Genomic DNA, 15,957 nt, shown 5'->3' on the forward strand with positions numbered 1-15,957 from the left:
GGGAGCTCAGTGGCAGCCGTCGGCCGCCTCGATGAGCCGCGCCGCCTCGCCGAGCGCCTCGCGCAGCACGGCGGGGTCGGTGACGGGGTCGGTGTCGCCCGGGGGCAGCAGCCAGCCGGCCGGGCGGGGCGCGTCGCCGGCCGGTTCGGGGAGCTCGGGCAGTTCGGGGAGGCGGAGGCCGCGCCCCGAGGTCCGCGTACAGGCACTGCCCGGCATGTCCCAGGCGGCGGCGGTGCCCGGCGGCACCAGGAAGCCGAGGGTGTCGCAGGTGCCGTCGTGGACGACGGGGCCGACGGCGGGGGCGGCGGCGCGGCGCAGGATGTCGACGGCCTCCAGGCCCTGGCGGACCGGGACGGTCACCAGGTCCCAGGCTCCGGCCGCGTCCGGGGCGTTCGCGGGGCGCACGGCCTCCGGGGCGGGCACGTGGCGCGTGGCCGACTGCGAACCGATCTCCGACATGGGGACCCCTCCTCGCTCCAGAGGAGACACGTTCCGTCTCTCCCTTACGGTTCAACGCCCGTGCGCGTCAACGGCTACGGCGGGATGCCGCCGCAAAGGATGGCAGTTCATGGCAGATCACAGGCGAGATATCCGATTTGTAGCCAAACTCTGCGTGTGCGTCCGGTCACAGCAGGTACGTTCTTGCCGCCGGACACCCGGCAGCACCAGGAGAGGGCTCGGCCATGGCGATGTCACGGGCAGTTCCCAATCTCGCCTTCCGCCGGCTCCGCGGACAGCAGTCGCCGGCGGAGTTCGCCGCGGCGGTCCGCCGGGCGGCGCGGGAGATCGGCGAACAGGTCGCGTGCGACGCCCGCTACATCGGGCGCGTGGAGGCGGGCGAGATCCGCTGCCCCAACTACGCGTACGAGCGGGTCTTCCTGCACATGTTCCCCGGTCTCGGCCTCTGTGACCTGGGGTTCTCCGCGCGGGAGACGGTCCGCGGCCGGCGGCAGGCCGTCCCGGCCGGGGCAGTGGCTCCCGCCGCCATCACCACCCGGAACGATGAGGAGAGCGACGTGCTGCGTCGCGCATTCATGACGAGCGGCTCCGCCACCCTGGCGGCCGCCTCGCTGGGACTCGGCGGCCCCGTCGTCGCGATCCCCTCCCCCCGCGGCACCCACCGGATCGGCGAGGCCGAGGTGCGGGCCGTGGAGGACGCCGTGCGCCGGATCCGGCTGCTCGACGACCGGCACGGCGCGGACGGGCTCTACAAGGTGGCCGCGCAGCCGCTCCGTACCGCGTACGCGCTCCTCGACGCCGGCACCATGTCCCGCCGCTCCACCGAGGACCGGCTGCACGCGGGCGCGGGCGAGCTCTCCCTCTCCGTCGGCTGGCTGGCCCACGACTCGGGCCGGCACGAGGACGCGCGCTCGCACTACGCGGAGGCCCTGGCGACCGCGCGCGTGGCGGGGAACGCGGCCCTGGAGGCGCACGCCTTCTGCAACACCTCGTTCCTGGCCCGGGACACCGGACGGTTCCGCGAGGCGGTCCGGGCGGCGCAGGCCGGCCTGCGGGCCGCGCAGCCGCTGGACTCGGCCCGGCTGCTCTCGCTGCTCTCGCTGCGGGAGGCGGGCGCGTGGGCGGGGCTCGGCGACCGGTCCGCCTGCGAGCAGGCGCTCGGCCGCGCGCACGGCTGGTTCGACCGGGGCCCGGCCGAGGGCGACCCCGAGTGGATGTCCTTCTTCGGGGAGCCCGAGCGGGAGGCCCTGGAGGCCGGGTGCTGGGCGGCGCTGGGCGAATGGGGCCGGGCGGCCCGCCACGCACACCGGGCCGCGGTCCTGCAGAACCCGCACTTCGCCCGGAACCTCGCGCTCTACCGGGCCCACCTCGCCAAGGCCCTGGCGCACGCGGGCCGCCCGGACGAGGCGGCGGCGGAGGCGCGGCGCGTCGCGGACTCCCTCGACGGCATCGCCTCGGCCCGGATCCGCGGCCTGCTCGCGGAGACGAGCAGGGCCCTGGCGGGCACGTACTGACCCGGGGCTACCCCTCCAGGTGGCCCGTACCGACCGGGCCCACCCCTCCAGGTGGCGCGTGCCGCCCCCGGCTACCCCTCCAGGTGGCCCGTGTCGTTCCAGCGTTCGATCGCCGGGGCGCCGTACGCCCAGCCGAGGACCGAGAGGCTCGTCGGGTCGAGGCGGATGCGGGAGCCGAAGGAGATGTCCTCGCCCATCCAGCGCGCGCCGATCGTGCGCAGGATGTGGCCGTGCGCGAAGACCAGGACGTCGCGGTCGGCGGAGCGGGCCCACTCCACGATCTCGTCGGCGCGGGCCGCCACCTGCGCCAGGGACTCGCCCCCGGGGACGGCGTCGCGCCAGAGGAACCAGCCGGGGCGGATGTCCTGGATCTGGGCCGGGGTGAGGCCCTCGTACGCCCCGTAGTCCCACTCCATCAGCGCGTCCCAGGGCTCGGCCCGGTCGCCGAGACCGGCCAGCTCGCAGGTCTCGCTCGCCCGGACCAGCGGGCTGGTGCGCACCTCGACGCCGGGCAGCCCCTGCCAGGGCCCGCGGCGCAGGCGCTCGCCGAGCAGCTTCGCGCCGCGCCGCCCCTCGTCGAGCAGGGGTATGTCGGTCCTGCCGGTGTGCCGGCCGAGAAGTGACCACTCGGTCTGGCCGTGCCGGGCGAGCAGGATGCGCGGTGCCATGGGAAGGACGCTCCAGGGGTTCACGAGGTGCGGACGTGCCTCCCCCATCATCGCCGACCTGAATTCACGGTGACCTCCGGGCAACCCCCGGGGGCCGTCCGGCGTCCCCTCCCCCGGGCCGATCACCGACCGGGGGGACTCTCATGCGCAAGCCACGCTGGTGGGCGGAGCTGTCGCTGATCGCCGTCGTGTACGCGGCCTACTCCTGCGGGCGGCTGCTGGTGCGGGGCGACGAGGCCTCGGCCGTGGCGCACGGGCTCGCGATCCTGCGGTTCGAGGAGCGCCTCGGGATCGACGCCGAGCACCCGCTGAACCGGCTGTTCACGGACGTCGCCGCGCTCGGGGTCCCCGCGGACTTCGCGTACGCCTCGCTGCACTACCTGGTGACCCCGGCGGTCCTGGTGTGGCTCTTCCGCCGCCGCCCCGCGCAGTACCGGGCGGCCAGGACCTGGCTGATGCTCTCCACGCTCCTCGGGCTCGTCGGCTTCACGCTCCTGCCGACCTGTCCGCCCCGGCTGCTCGACGCGGCGCACGGCTTCACGGACACGATGGCGCACTTCGCCTCGTACGGCTGGTGGGGCGGCGAGGCGAGCGCACCGCGCGGGCTCGGCGGTCTGACCAACCAGTACGCGGCGATGCCCAGCCTGCACGTCGGCTGGGCGCTGTGGTGCGGAGTGATGCTGTGGCGGTACGGGCGGTCGCCGCTCACGCAGGCCCTCGGGGCGGCGTATCCGCTGGTCACCACGCTCGTCGTGATGGGGACCGCCAACCACTATCTGCTGGACGCGGTCGCCGGGGCCGCCGTGATGGGCGCCGGTCTGCTCCTGGCGCCGCACGCGGTGCGGCTCGCCGACCGGATCCCCGGAAGGGTGGAAGCTCCCCCGGTTGTCAGTTGCGGATGCGAGACTTCCACGGGTGAGCGCATCCCTGGACAGCGGTCTGTCCGCAGCACCGCAGACGACACCACGAAAGCTACTCGCTGAGCTGCGTGGACCGGGCGTCGTGCCGCGCCCGCTGGACGCCCGTGCCCTCGCGGCGCTCGCGGCGAACCCGGGGTGCAGGCGGCGGGCCGTCCTCGACGGCGCCGGGGTCGACAAGTCGGCGCTCGCCGCGAAGCTCGGCTCCCCCGCCCCGTTCGGCCAGTCGCAGTTCGCGATCGTCCGGGGCAACTCCTTCGAGGCGAAGGTCAAGGCGGACGGCGGCCGCGAGCTGCTGCGGCTGATCGGCGTCGAGGAGCCGGGCGAGGTGTCCCTGCCGGACCTGGCGGCGGCCGGTCCCGAGGGACGGGTGGCGCGCACCGCGCTCGCGCTGCGGGAGGCGACCGCGGCCGGGACGTGGGCGCTGCTCGACCATCCGCTGCTCGCCCTGGAGATCGCGGGCTCCCCGGTCTACCTGGAGCCGGACGCGGTCGTCGTGCACCCCGACGGCGGGTGGACGGTGGTGGAGATCAAGTCGTTCCCGATGATCGACGGCGCGGCCGACGCGTCGAAGGTGGGCGCCGCGGCCCGCCAGGCCGCGGTGTACGTGCTGGCCCTGGAGCGGGTGGCGGCCCGCACCGAGGGCGCCCGGGTCGCCGCGTCGGTGCTCCTGGTCTGCCCGAAGGACTTCTCGAACGTGCCGGCGGCCTCCGTCGTCGACGTGCGCAAGCAGCGGTCGGTGACCCGCCGGCAGCTGGCCCGGCTGACCCGTGTCGACGAGATCGCGCGGGCCCTCCCGGAGGGCATCAGCTTCGACGTGGTGGAGCGGTCGGCCGAGGAGCTGACGGCGGCCGTGGAGTGCGTGCCCCACCAGTACGCGCCGGAGTGCCTGGCCGCCTGCGAGCTGGCGTTCCACTGCCGGTCGCGCTCCCGGGCCGCGGGCGCGGTGGAGACGCTGGGCCGTTCGGTACGGGGCGAGCTGGGCGGCCTGACGACGGTCGGCGCGGTCCTGGCGGCGGCCCGCGGCGAGCAGGGCGACCCGGACGATCCGGCGGTGGCGGCACTGCGCCGGGCCCGGGCGCTGCGCGAAGAGGCCCTCGCGGGGGTGGCGGCGTGTCGCTGATCTCCACGCTCGCCCGGATGGAGGCCGTCGAGTCGGGCCGGGCGCAGCCGCTCGCGACCGTCCGGCACCGGCGGGTGTCGGAGCGCCCGCTCGTCCTCGTGCCGCTGACCACCGCCGGTGAGGCGGGCGCCCCGCTGGGCGCCCTCGTCGGCACCGACCCCGGGGCGCCGCGGCTCCTGGTGGTGCCGCAGCCCCGCGACCGTGACCTGCGGTTCGCCTTCCTGGCCGACCTGGCCGAGGAGATCCTGCCGTACGTCGACTCGTTCGCGGACGTCGTCGAGGCGGCGGAGCGCAACGAGACCGACCCCGAGACCGGCAAGAAGGTGAAGGTCGAGGTCGAGCTGTGCGCCGACGCGCCGCAGCTGATCGTGCCGAGCCGGGCGGGCGTCGAGTACGTCCGGCTGCTCGGGCGGTCGACGCGGTTCCGGCGCACGGCCGAGCAGGACCCGGAGACCCCCTTCCCCGCGCCGCCGCGCGTCCCGCTGCTCGGGCGGTGGCTGACGCACTTCGGCGAGCGGGCCCGGGTGCCCGGCTCCTCGCTGCTGCTCGCGGCGACCGACCTGCTCAACCGGCACTGGGCGACCGGGCAGTCCTCCCTGGAGGACCAGCACCTGGGCGCGCTGCTCGCCTGGATCGACCCCCGGGACGGCGCGCCGGGCCCCGAGGGGGCGCTGCGGGCCGAGGCGGGCCGGGACGCCCGGGGGCAGCTGCTGTGCCCGCCGGCCGGTCCGGCCACCGACCCGGCCTTCGACAACGGGCTCCTCGCGCCCGCGATCGAGCGGTACGACCGGGCGCGGCAGGCGCTGGGCGCGGCCGAGGACGGCGAGAGCGCCGACACGGGCCTCGGGGAGCTGCACGCGGCCGAGCGGGAGCTGCGCCGTCTCGTCGTCTCGCAGCTGGAGCCGACCTGGGACGCGGTCTGGCGGGCGATCGGCCTGCTGCGGGAGCTGCCGGAGGGCGCCAGGGTCGAGGACCGCTGGACCCGGGACCGCTGGTCCTTCACGGGTCACCGGGACCGGGTCGCGGCCGGCGAGCCGCCGCAGCCGCGCCGGGACGACGCGGTGACGGCGGCGCAGAAGCTCGCCGCCCGCGAGCAGGCGCAGGGGCAGCTGGAGGCGCAGGAGGCCCTGGACGATCCGCTGGTCCTGGCCGGGCGGCGGCTGGCGGGCGAGGCGTTCACGGCGGAGGTGGCCGAGGTGACCATGGCGTGGACGGAGTCGAAGCGGCCCGCGCCGCGCCCGCTCGTCACGGTCCGCACGGACGACCGGCCGCACCTGGGCGCGGGGGTGAAGGTGTACCGCTCGCTGGACGGCAAGCCGCAGACGGCGGAGTTCGTGCGGTACGAGGAGGACGGCTCGGCGCTCCTGCGGATCCTGGACCGGATGGGCCGCTCCAAGGAGCCCGCGGAGGGCTCGGTGCCGGAGAAGGGCGAGCGGATCGCCTGGACGCTGTTCGAGCACGACCAGCGGGTGGGGCCGAAGCTGCCGGACCCCGAGGAGACCCCCTGGACGCACGGCGGCCCGCCCCGCGCGGACGCCGTGGAGCTGCCCGACGCCGTGACCCCCGAGGACGTGCTGTGAGCCCCGGGATCTTCGACCCGTCGGCCGAGGCCGCCCGGGCGACGGACGCCATCCTCGCGGACACCCTGCACGGCACCGCCCGGGGCGTCGTCGTCGATTCGCCTCCGGGCGCCGGCAAGTCGACGCTCGTGGTGCGGGCCGCCCTCGAACTGGCCGCCGCCGGACGGCCCCTGATGGTGGTCGCCCAGACGAACGCGCAGGTGGACGATCTGGTGCTGCGGCTCGCCGAGAAGGAGCCGGGACTGGAGGTCGGCCGGCTGCACTCGAACGACTCCGACCCGTACGACAAGGCGCTCGACGACCTGGAGAACGTACGGAAGTCGGCGAAGGCGGGTGAGCTGGCCGGGCTGCCGGTCGTGCTGTCCACGGCGGCCAAGTGGGGGCACGTGAAGAACGTCGAGCCGTGGGCGCACGCGATCGTCGACGAGGCGTACCAGATGCGCTCGGACGCGCTGCTCGCGGTGGCGGGCCTGTTCGAGCGGGCGCTGTTCGTCGGCGACCCCGGGCAGCTGGACCCGTTCTCGGTGGTGGGCGCGGAGCAGTGGGCGGGGCTCTCGTACGACCCGTCGGCCAGCGCCGTGTCCACGCTGCTCGCGCACAACCCGGAGCTGCCGCAGCACCGGCTGCCGGTCTCCTGGCGGCTGCCCGCCTCGGCGGCGCCGCTGGTGTCGGACGCCTTCTACCCGTACACGCCGTTCCGCAGCGGCACCGGGCACGGGGACCGGAAGCTGTCCTTCGGCGTGGCCTCGGACGGCTCGGGTACCGACCGGGTCCTGGACGAGGCGGCCGAGTCCGGCTGGGGCCTGCTCGAACTCCCGGCCCGGCACACCCCGCGCACCGATCCCGAGGCCGTCGGCGCGATCGCCCTGGTCGTCCGCAGGCTCCTGGACCGGGGCGGGGCGGCGGTCTCGGAGCGCTCGGAGACCCCGGTGCCGCTCACCCCGGACCGGGTCGCGGTCGGCACCGCCCACCGGGACCAGGCGGCGGCGGTCCGCGCGGCGCTCGCGGGGCTGGGCGTCACGGGCGTGACGGTGGACACGGCGAACCGGCTCCAGGGCCGCGAGTACGACGTGACGGTCGTGCTCCATCCGCTGTCGGGGCGCCCGGACGCGACCGCCTTCCATCTGGAGACGGGCCGGCTGTGCGTCCTGGCCTCCCGGCACCGGCACGCGTGCATCGTGGTGTGCCGCGCCGGCGTGGCGGAGCTCCTCGACGAGCACCCGTCGGCGGATCCGGTGCGGCTGGGGGTCGCGGTGTCGTTCCCGGACGGCTGGGAGGCGAACCACGCGGTCCTGTCGCACCTGGAGGAGCACCGGGTGGCCTGGACACCGTGACCGGCGCCGGGGGCGCGCGCGGAAGGGTTCGCGCCCTTGCGGGGCGCGGGACAATGGAAGACGGCCCGGGATTCCGGGCCGTGCCTGTGCGAGGAGGAGAAGGACGATGGCGGAACCCGCGGAGCGGAGCGCACAGCGACGGCTTCGGCCGGCACCGCTGATCTTCGAGCCTGCCGAGGCGACCGCCGATCCGGAGCACTTCTTCGACCTGGAGTCGATAGAGGATCCCCGCGAGCTGCTGTCCCGGGCGACGGAGCTGACGCTCGCCTTCCGGGCGGCGACGGACCGGGCGACGGAGTTCCAGGCGATCGCGGCCGCGCAGCTGGCGGATCCGCGCCGGTTCGACCGGCTGACGGCGGCGGACGTCGCCGCGCGGGCGGAGTGGACCGAGGACTACGCCGTGAAGATGATCGAGTTCGGCCGCGACCTGATCCGTACGAACGGCCGCCCGCCCGAGGAGTGAGCCGGACGGCCGAGCGGCCCCGGACCGTGTCGAACGGCTCCGGACCGTGTCGTACGTCTGGCCGAAAAAGCCCCCCTGGCATATGCCGAGGGGGCACGATACTCCTCGCCCACCCCTCCTGTCCGGGATTCCGGGAACCCTCGGCCATCGGATCGTCACTCCCGGTACATCTGGATGCATGACGACCTGGCTGCGCGACGAGACCCCGCACGACATCTTCCGGTTCCTCCGGGAGGGCGACGAGGGACGCCACCAGACGGCCCGGGTGACCGCCGACGGGGCCGCCTGGCTCGCCTCGGCCGCCGGGGGCCGCGCGGACGCCGCGCTCACCCGCTGGGAGTCCCGGCCGGCCGTTCCGGCGGCGCTGCCCTGCGGGACCGCCTTCGACGTCGTCAACGTGGACCCGGTGTTCGGGCGCCGGATGCTGGACCGGCTGTGGGAGGAGGGCCCGGGCTCGGGGCCCGTGGCGACGCACCGGGGCCGGATGATGCTGTTCGCCGCGCCGGGGACGGCCCAGCGGCTGCCGGCGCTGCTGGACTGGGAGGAGTGGGGGGACTCGGTCCCCCGGCCGCTCTGCCACGGGCGCGGGGACGCGGTGACCGTGCCGCCGCTCGTGCCCTCCGCTTCCGCCGGGCCCCGCTGGCTGGTGGCCCCGGACACCCGGCACCCGTGGCTGCCCGGGCCCGAGGTCGTGCTCTGGGCCTGTGTGCGGGCCGTCCGGGCGGTCTCCGCCGCCGACGTGCGGGTATCGATTTTTCCTCCCGCCGATCCGGATGCTAATGTCTACGACGTCAGCAGGCGCCGCTAGCTCAGTTGGTTAGAGCAGCTGACTCTTAATCAGCGGGTCCGGGGTTCGAGTCCCTGGCGGCGCACAGACAGGGAAGGCCCCCTCACCACGGTGAGGGGGCCTTCTCCGTGTGCCCGGTCACCGCCTGCCGGGCGGGGTGATCTTCACGGTCCAGACGCCGGCGGCCGAGCGGTCGGTGACCTCCACGCGTACGCCCGAACCGGGCACGGTCAGGGTCTCGCCCTCCCCGACGGGGGCGTCCGCGAGCGGCGGGTAGACGGAGCGCTCCGCGCATGCCTCGGTGTCCGGGTGCGCGTCCACGACCTCGACCGGCCCCTCTCCGGAGGCCGCGCCGTTGCGGACCCGGTAGACGAGCACGCCCTCGGTGCACGCGTCGGCGTCGTTCCCGGCGGTGCTGCGGGCCTCGATCGCGAGGACGCTGTCGGGGCCGGTGCGGACGACGGCGAGCCGGGTGCCGAGGGTGCCGCCGGGCGGCGGCGGGGCGTCCGTCGGCTCCAGGCCGACGAGCCGGGGGCCGGACCCCTGGACGCAGGTCACCTGGGCCCGGGAGAGCCAGCCGAGCTTCCACTTGTGCCAGCCGAAGAGGTCCGGGGAGAGCCCGAACTGGCTTCCCATGACGTCCCAGTCGCCCACGTGGGTGTCCCAGTCGCCCTTGCCGTCCGCCGGGCGGTGGTAGAGGTCGGGCAGGTCGAAGACGTGCCCGGTCTCGTGGGCGAGGACGTTGCGGTCCGGCGGGTGCCGCTCGAAGACGGTGACGACCCGCTTGATCTCGGTGCCGTCGGCCTCCAGCGGGCGGTCGAGGTTGACGACCTTCGTCGCGTCGGAGTCCACGCCGGGCGCGTCCGGGTCGGCGACCAGGTAGACGATGTCGTACCGGGAGAAGTCGACGTCCTTGTCGGCGGCGGCGATCGCGTCGCGGAGGTAGGCGGCCCGCTTCCCGGCGTCCCAGTCCCGCCGTATGCCGTACGAGCTCGAATCGTGCGGCATCGGGGTCCAGACGGCCCTGGGGTGCGGGCGCAGGCTGAACCGTCCGTAGGAGGCCCGGTCGAAGAACTCGCTGGTGGCGGGGAAGTGGTCGGCGGCGAGTTCGGCCGGTGAGGTGAGCGGCTCGGAGTCCGGGAAGGACAGGAAGACCATCACCGCGTCGAGGGTCTGGTTCGGGCGCGGATAGGAGCCGTTCCAGGTGTCGAGGCCGAGCGAGTGGTGCGCGGCGGTACGGGGCAGGACGCAGGGGCTCGCCGAGGACGCGCCGACGGCGGGACCCGCGACGAGCCCGGTGGCGGCCAGGGCGGCGAGCGAGGTGAAGGCCGCCGCACCGGCACGCAGCCGTGGGCGTTCCACTCCCCCGGGTGGCTGCTGAGCCCTCACGTGGACCTCCGGATCGGGAATGCGGGACACCCCACCCACCTTGTGACGGTTCGCGGCGTTTCGCATGTTTCCGCTGCCCCGGTCGGGTGAGGGCACGCCACGGGGTCGACGCGACACGCGCGCTCTTCAGCTCACGGAAAGTCACATTCGGTCATGGACCCAACGGGCTGTGTCAGAGCCGCGCAGAAACGATCGGGCGGGTCGGCCCGGTGGGCACCCCCACAGCCCCCGGGCCGCTTCACGGACGCCCGGGAGCTGGAACGCTCCCCCGGCTGGCTCTATGATCGGCTCACTCTTCCTTGGCCGACCATCCCGACCACATGTGACCGGCCCGACTGCACACGGGAGCGAGCGGTGAGCGGAACCCCCGAAGGACCGGTGCACCCAGAGCCGGCGGAGACACACGCGGCCGAGCCCGCACTCACGGAGCGTCACCTCGCACGCCGGGCGGCCGAACTCCGCGACTACCGCGCCGCCTTCCGGGTCTCCCAGCTCGCCATGGCCGTCGTCGACGAGACCGGCGTCGTCGTGGTCGCCAACGACTCCCTCGGCGCCCTCCTCGGGGCCGAACCCTCGGCGCTGCGCGAGCAGGCCGCGGCCGACCTCGTCGACCTCGCCTCCGACGGACGCACCTGGCACGCCTACCGCGAGGTGCTCGGCGGCCGCCGCTCCCGCTTCCGCTGCACCCGCCGCCTCAAGCAGGCCGACGGACGCTCCCTGTGGGCCGAGGTCACGGTCGCCCCCGTCCCCGGCAGCCGGCGCGTCCTGCTCTCGATCGCGGACATCAGCGACCGGCGCGAGCTCCAGGCCCGGCTGCGCCACCTCCAGATGCACGACCCGGTGACCCGGCTGCCCAACCGCGCGCTGTTCTTCGAACGCCTCTCGTGCGCCCTGGAGGGCGCGGCGCTGGACGCCGCCGCGAGCACGGGACCGGCGGGCCCGTCCGATGCGTCGCACGAGTCATACGAGTCGTACGGCTATGGCAGAACAGGGCGGATCGGTCTCTGCTACCTGGACCTCGACGGGTTCAAGGCGGTCAACGACACCCTCGGCCACCGGGTCGGCGACCGGCTCCTGGCCGCCGTCGCCACCCGTCTGACGGAGTGCGCGGACAGCGACGGCTACACCCGCAACGGCGGCCATCTCGTGGCACGGCTCGGCGGCGACGAGTTCGCGATCCTGGTCGAGGACTCCACCGGGACGGAACAACTGGCCGACCTGGCCCGCTCGGTGCTCGACGCGCTCCAGCGCCCCTTCGACCTGGGCGGTCAGCGGCTCTCGGTCTCCGCCTCGATCGGCGTCGTCGAGCGGGCGGGGCGCGGGACGACGGCGACCGCCCTCATGCAGGCCGCCGACACCACGCTGTACTGGGCGAAGGCCGACGGCAAGGCCCGCTGGACGCTCTTCGACCCCGAGCGCAACGCACACCGGATGACCCGGCAGTCGCTCTCCTCCACCCTGCGGCCCGCCGTGGAGCGCGGGGAGTTCGCCCTGGAGTACCAGCCGCTCGTGGACCTGACCGACGGGGCCGTGCGCGGCGTGGAGGCGCTGGTGCGCTGGAACCACCCGCAGTTCGGCTCGCTCGCGCCGAATCGGTTCATCGGGATCGCCGAGGAGGACGGCTCCATCGTCGAGCTGGGCCGCTGGGTGCTGAACACGGCCTGCCGCCAGGCCCGGCAGTGGCAGAAGGACCATCCGCGCGAGCGCCCGATCTTCGTGAGCGTCAACGTGGCGGTCCGCCAGGTCTGGGACTCCGACCTGGTCGCGGACGTGGCGGGCATCCTCGCCGAGACCGGGCTCGCGCCGCATCTGCTCCAGCTGGAGCTGACCGAGTCCGCCGTGATGGGCTCGAACGGGCGGCCGCTCCAGGCGCTCCAGGCGCTGAGCGACATGGGGGTGCGGATCGCGATCGACGACTTCGGCACCGGCTACTCGAACCTCGCCTACCTGAGCCGGCTGCCGGTCTCCGTGCTCAAGCTGGACGGCTCCTTCGTCCGGGGCTTCCAGGACGAGGAGCACCCCAACCCGGCGGACGAGCTCATCGTCGAGGCGCTCGTGCACCTCGCGCACCGGCTCGGTCTCACCGTGACCGCCGAGTGCGTCGAGACGGCCGGACAGGCCAGCCGGCTGCGCCGGATCGGCTGCGACACCGGGCAGGGCTGGCTGTACTCACGGGCGGTGGCCCCGGACCGCATCGCCGAGCTGATCGGCACGGAGCCGCTGCCGGTCTGACGTCCGCGCGGCCCGCCGTCGCGTCCGCGGGGTCCGTACGTGCGTCCACGCGGTCCGTGCGTCACGTCCGCGCGGCCCGTGCGGGGCTTCGGGCATGGAACTGCCCCCGGCCGGAGGGACATTCCGGGCGGGGGCAGTGGTCATGCGGTGCGGGAGGTCAGCAGGCGCCGAGGTCCTGCCAGACGCCCCACTCGCCGGTGGTGCCGGGGGCCTCGTTCTGCGTCCACCACTTGGCCTTCCACTTGTGGCCGTTGTGGGAGACCTCGTTGCCCGCGTTGTAGACCGTGCCGGCCACGTACGCCGGGGCCGAGCCGCAGCCCGTGGGCGGGGTGGTCGGCGGCGTGGTGGGCGGGGTGGTCGGGGGCGTCGTCGGCGGGGTGGTCGGCGGCGTCGTGGTGGGCGGGGTGGTCGTGCCGCCGAGCGCGGTGTTGATCTGCTTCAGCAGGGTGGCGTTCTCGTCCAGGCCGAGGAGCGAGTACATCATCGCGCCGCCCAGGCCGCGCTGCTTGGCGTAGTCGACGCGGGCCTGGATGGACTTCTGGTTCAGGCCGGTGAAGAACTCGCCGTCCTTGTAGAAGTACGAGGCCTTCGCCTGGTCGTCCCAGAAGGTGGTCGCCGGGTTGTCGACGATGCCGCCGAGCTCCTTGTAGTGCGCGATGCCGGCCTGCTGGCTCAGCGGGCGGACGTTGGAGCCGCCGGTCGCGGTCTGCGCGAGGCCGTTGGTGGTCCCGGCGGGGACGCCCTTCCAGCCGCGGTAGTAGAACTCGTAGCCCAGGGTGAGCTTGCCGGCCGGGAAGCCGCCGGTGATGCCGTAGGTGGGGTTGCCGTCGATCCAGGAGTCGATGGCGGCGTCGACGCTGTACTTCTCGGTGCCCGGCGCGATGACGTCGGTCGGGTCGTTCGAGCCGGAGTACAGCGGCGACTGGTGGTACGTCGGCCCGTCGCCGTCCCAGGCGCCGTGCATGTCGTACGTCATGATGTTCGCGTAGTCGAGGTACGCGCCGATCTTGTCCGTCTCGATGTACTTGATCTTGTCCTGGCCGGCCGGGAGGGCCGCGGTCAGCATGTACTTCTTGCCGCCGTTGGCCGCGCCGTACTCGTCGAGCTGCTTGCGGAACTCGGCGAGGAGCAGCGTGAAGTTCTGCTTGTCCTCGGGGGCGTAGTGGTTGCCCAGGTGACCGCCGTTGGAGCCGGGGTACTCCCAGTCGATGTCGATGCCGTCGAAGATGCCGGCCGCCGTGCCCGCGCCGCCGTAGCCGCCCTCGACCGGGAGGTTGCCCTTGATGTACTGGTCGATGCAGGAGGAGACGAGCTTCTTGCGGCTCGCGTCCGTCTTCGCCGCGTCGCTGAAGTACTTGGAGTAGGTCCAGCCGCCGAGCGAGATGTTGATCTTCAGCTTGGGGTACTTCGCCTTCAGTTCCTTGAACTGGTTGAAGACGCCCACGATCGGCTGGTCCCACTTGTCGGCGACGCCGTCGACGGAGTCGGCCGCGCTGAAGGACTTCTGGTAGTCGGCGTACGAGTCGCCCGCACCGTCACCCGCGTTGGGGTTGTTGTCGTCACCCGCGGCCTTGTTGGCCTCGAAACAGGTGAGGTTGGTGGGGTGGATGTTGCCGAACGAGTAGTTGATGACGTCCAGCTGGCCCGCGATGCCCCGGGTGTCGAGGTGCTTGGGGTAGAAGGCGTTGCCGTAGACGCTCCACTGGTCGTAGTACGCGATGCGCACGTTGCCCGCAGAGGCAGTGGTCGACGTGTCGGCGGCCTGGGCGGAGCCGAGGCCGACGGTCGCGGCGAGGGCGCCGCCGGCGAGGGCGCCGCCGGCGAGGGCCGTGCTGAGAAGCGCGGCGATCAAAGGCTTACGGGGGTGCACGTGCTGCCTCCGGGAGGGGGTGGCGGTACGGGAGTTGGAGCAGTGATATCCGCCGCATGAACAGCGCGTCAATGGTCTGAACCAGATTGAGGACTAGACCAATTCGACGGCGAAAGCCCTTGTCAGAGCCGTACAGCACAAAACGGAACCGCCCGCCACCATCGGTGACGAGCGGTTTAAGGTTCACTTAGGGCAGGACGGTGGTTCGTTCGGGAGTGAACCAACCCGCCCCCGAAATCTCGTGGTTCACGCCTCCGGCAGGTGGTCCGGGAGCTCCGGGAGGTCGTACGCGTCGGCGATCAGCCCGTAGCTGCGCACCCGCTCCTCGCCGCCGTGGCCGTTGGCCGTGATCATCAGCTCGTCCGCCCCCGTCCGCTTCCGCAGGTCGTCCAGACCGGTCCGGACCTCGTCCGGCGTGCCGTACACGACGTTCGCGAGCCAGCCGTCCACGAACTCCCGCTCGGCGGGGCTGAATCCGTACGCCTCCGCCTCCTCCGGCGTCGGCACCAGACCGGGGCGCCCGGTGCGCAGCCGCAGCATCGCGAGCGCGCCCGCGAGGACCTGGCGGCGGGCCTGCGCCGCCTCCTCGGCGGCGAAGGCCGAGACGCCGATCATCGCGTACGGGGCGTCGAGGACCCCCGAGGGGCGGAAGGAGTCCCGGTAGAGGTCGAGCGCCGGGATCGTGTTCCTGGCCGAGAAGTGATGGGCGAAGGCGAAGGGCAGCCCGAGCAGCCCCGCGAGGCGGGCGCTGAAGCCGGAGGAGCCGAGCAGCCAGATCGGCGGGCGCCCCTTCGGGCCCTGCACCGGCCCCGGCACGGCGTGGATCCTGGCGTACGGGTGCCCGTCCGGGAAGTCGTCGTCCAGGAAGCGGGTCAGCTCGGCGAGCTGCTCGGGGAAGTCGTCGGCGCCCTCGTTCAGGGTGTCGCTGCGGCGCAGGGCGGCGGCCGTCGCCCCGTCGGTGCCGGGCGCGCGGCCGAGGCCGAGGTCGATCCGGCCCGGGGCGAAGGCCTCCAGGGTGCCGAACTGCTCGGCGACGACGAGCGGCGCGTGGTTGGGCAGCATGACGCCGCCCGAACCGAGCCGGATGCGGCGGGTGTGGGCCGCGAGGTGGGCGAGGATCACGGCCGGCGAGGAGGAGGCGACCCCGGGCATGGAGTGGTGCTCGGCCACCCAGTGCCGGTGGAAGCCGCGCCGCTCGGCGAGCCGGCTCAGCTCGACGCTGGTGGCGAGCGCCTGGGTCGCGGTCCGCCCGCTGCCCACGGTCACCAGGTCCAGCACGGACAGCGGTACGGGCGCGGTGCCCCGGACCTCTCCTCGAATAGCGTCGGTCACCTTCGGGACCCTCCTCGGCGCGTGTGCGGATGCATCCATCCCCGTCGGGAGAACAACAGGAGGGTTCCTCCGCTTATTCCGCTCCGGTCGCCCGGCGTAAAATTCTCCCCTCGGAAGATGGCCGAACACCGACGCCGGGCGCCCCGGCGCACGCCCCTGACCTGAGGCTCTGCGCACCACTCATGACATGGGCATATGCCAGAGTGGCGAGCCCCAGCCCAGAGGCCCGGTCCTCCGCATCATTCTCGCCAACAGCCGCCCCGTGAAAGGCCCTTGGCGGCTATCGCGG

At 73.9% G+C, this 15,957-nt stretch carries 13 protein-coding genes and 1 tRNA gene; 9 read left to right on the forward strand and 5 right to left on the reverse strand.

From position 1 onward, the window contains the following. Positions 1 to 6: 6 nt before the first annotated feature. On the reverse strand, positions 7 to 459 hold the full coding sequence (locus ACFV2S_RS04535; RefSeq protein ID WP_383790615.1) for a hypothetical protein: 453 nt from the start codon (positions 457 to 459) through the stop codon (positions 7 to 9). A gap of 224 nt (positions 460 to 683) precedes the next feature. On the opposite strand from ACFV2S_RS04535, the gene ACFV2S_RS04540 reads away from it, so the two are divergent. After that, positions 684 to 1,973 (forward strand): tetratricopeptide repeat protein, encoded by a 1,290-nt coding sequence (locus tag ACFV2S_RS04540; RefSeq protein ID WP_385554163.1) that lies wholly within the window; start codon positions 684 to 686, stop codon positions 1,971 to 1,973. A gap of 71 nt (positions 1,974 to 2,044) precedes the next feature. Here ACFV2S_RS04540 and ACFV2S_RS04545 read toward each other — a convergent pair whose 3' ends face one another. After that, the gene (locus ACFV2S_RS04545; protein WP_385554165.1) at positions 2,045 to 2,641 is read right to left on the reverse strand and encodes a histidine phosphatase family protein; all 597 of its coding nucleotides are present in this window, start codon (positions 2,639 to 2,641) and stop codon (positions 2,045 to 2,047) included. 143 nt (positions 2,642 to 2,784) lie between these two features. On the opposite strand from ACFV2S_RS04545, the gene ACFV2S_RS04550 reads away from it, so the two are divergent. From ACFV2S_RS04550 to ACFV2S_RS04580, 7 genes are all read left to right on the forward strand, one after another. Further along, on the forward strand, positions 2,785 to 3,624 hold the full coding sequence (locus ACFV2S_RS04550) for a phosphatase PAP2 family protein (protein ID WP_385554167.1): 840 nt from the start codon (positions 2,785 to 2,787) through the stop codon (positions 3,622 to 3,624). Then, on the forward strand, positions 3,557 to 4,681 hold the full coding sequence (locus ACFV2S_RS04555; RefSeq protein WP_383665684.1) for a hypothetical protein: 1,125 nt from the start codon (positions 3,557 to 3,559) through the stop codon (positions 4,679 to 4,681). The genes ACFV2S_RS04550 and ACFV2S_RS04555 overlap by 68 nt, the downstream gene beginning before the upstream one ends. Further along, positions 4,672 to 6,261 carry a hypothetical protein gene (locus ACFV2S_RS04560; protein ID WP_385554169.1) on the forward strand — a complete coding sequence of 530 codons (1,590 nt, stop codon included), beginning with the start codon at positions 4,672 to 4,674 and terminating at the stop codon, positions 6,259 to 6,261. The genes ACFV2S_RS04555 and ACFV2S_RS04560 overlap by 10 nt, the downstream gene beginning before the upstream one ends. Continuing rightward, entirely contained in the window at positions 6,258 to 7,595 is a 1,338-nt protein-coding gene (locus ACFV2S_RS04565; RefSeq protein ID WP_385554171.1) for an AAA family ATPase, read from the forward strand. The genes ACFV2S_RS04560 and ACFV2S_RS04565 overlap by 4 nt, the downstream gene beginning before the upstream one ends. A gap of 106 nt (positions 7,596 to 7,701) precedes the next feature. After that, positions 7,702 to 8,058 (forward strand): hypothetical protein, encoded by a 357-nt coding sequence (locus ACFV2S_RS04570; protein WP_383674752.1) that lies wholly within the window; start codon positions 7,702 to 7,704, stop codon positions 8,056 to 8,058. 178 nt (positions 8,059 to 8,236) lie between these two features. Next, positions 8,237 to 8,866 (forward strand): hypothetical protein, encoded by a 630-nt coding sequence (locus ACFV2S_RS04575; RefSeq protein WP_385554173.1) that lies wholly within the window; start codon positions 8,237 to 8,239, stop codon positions 8,864 to 8,866. Continuing rightward, positions 8,857 to 8,930, forward strand: a tRNA-Lys gene (locus ACFV2S_RS04580). The genes ACFV2S_RS04575 and ACFV2S_RS04580 overlap by 10 nt, the downstream gene beginning before the upstream one ends. A gap of 53 nt (positions 8,931 to 8,983) precedes the next feature. Here ACFV2S_RS04580 and ACFV2S_RS04585 read toward each other — a convergent pair. After that, the gene (locus ACFV2S_RS04585) at positions 8,984 to 10,264 is read right to left on the reverse strand and encodes a M6 family metalloprotease domain-containing protein (RefSeq protein WP_385554175.1); all 1,281 of its coding nucleotides are present in this window, start codon (positions 10,262 to 10,264) and stop codon (positions 8,984 to 8,986) included. Positions 10,265 to 10,588: 324 nt separating this feature from the next. Here ACFV2S_RS04585 and ACFV2S_RS04590 point away from each other — a divergent pair, with 324 nt between their 5' ends. After that, complete coding sequence (locus ACFV2S_RS04590; protein ID WP_385554177.1) at positions 10,589 to 12,466, forward strand: putative bifunctional diguanylate cyclase/phosphodiesterase; 1,878 nt, start codon at positions 10,589 to 10,591, stop codon at positions 12,464 to 12,466. Positions 12,467 to 12,623: 157 nt separating this feature from the next. Here the strand turns inward: ACFV2S_RS04590 and ACFV2S_RS04595 are convergent, their stop codons facing one another. Both ACFV2S_RS04595 and ACFV2S_RS04600 read right to left on the reverse strand, forming a co-directional pair. After that, positions 12,624 to 14,336 carry a glycosyl hydrolase family 18 protein gene (locus ACFV2S_RS04595; RefSeq protein WP_385554179.1) on the reverse strand — a complete coding sequence of 571 codons (1,713 nt, stop codon included), beginning with the start codon at positions 14,334 to 14,336 and terminating at the stop codon, positions 12,624 to 12,626. A 246-nt stretch (positions 14,337 to 14,582) separates the two neighbouring features. Next, the gene (locus tag ACFV2S_RS04600; protein WP_385554181.1) at positions 14,583 to 15,668 is read right to left on the reverse strand and encodes an LLM class flavin-dependent oxidoreductase; all 1,086 of its coding nucleotides are present in this window, start codon (positions 15,666 to 15,668) and stop codon (positions 14,583 to 14,585) included. Positions 15,669 to 15,957: the final 289 nt, after the last annotated feature.

It is taken from the genome of Streptomyces sp. NPDC059695, from assembly GCF_042733785.1.
Lineage (GTDB): Bacteria > Actinomycetota > Actinomycetes > Streptomycetales > Streptomycetaceae > Streptomyces.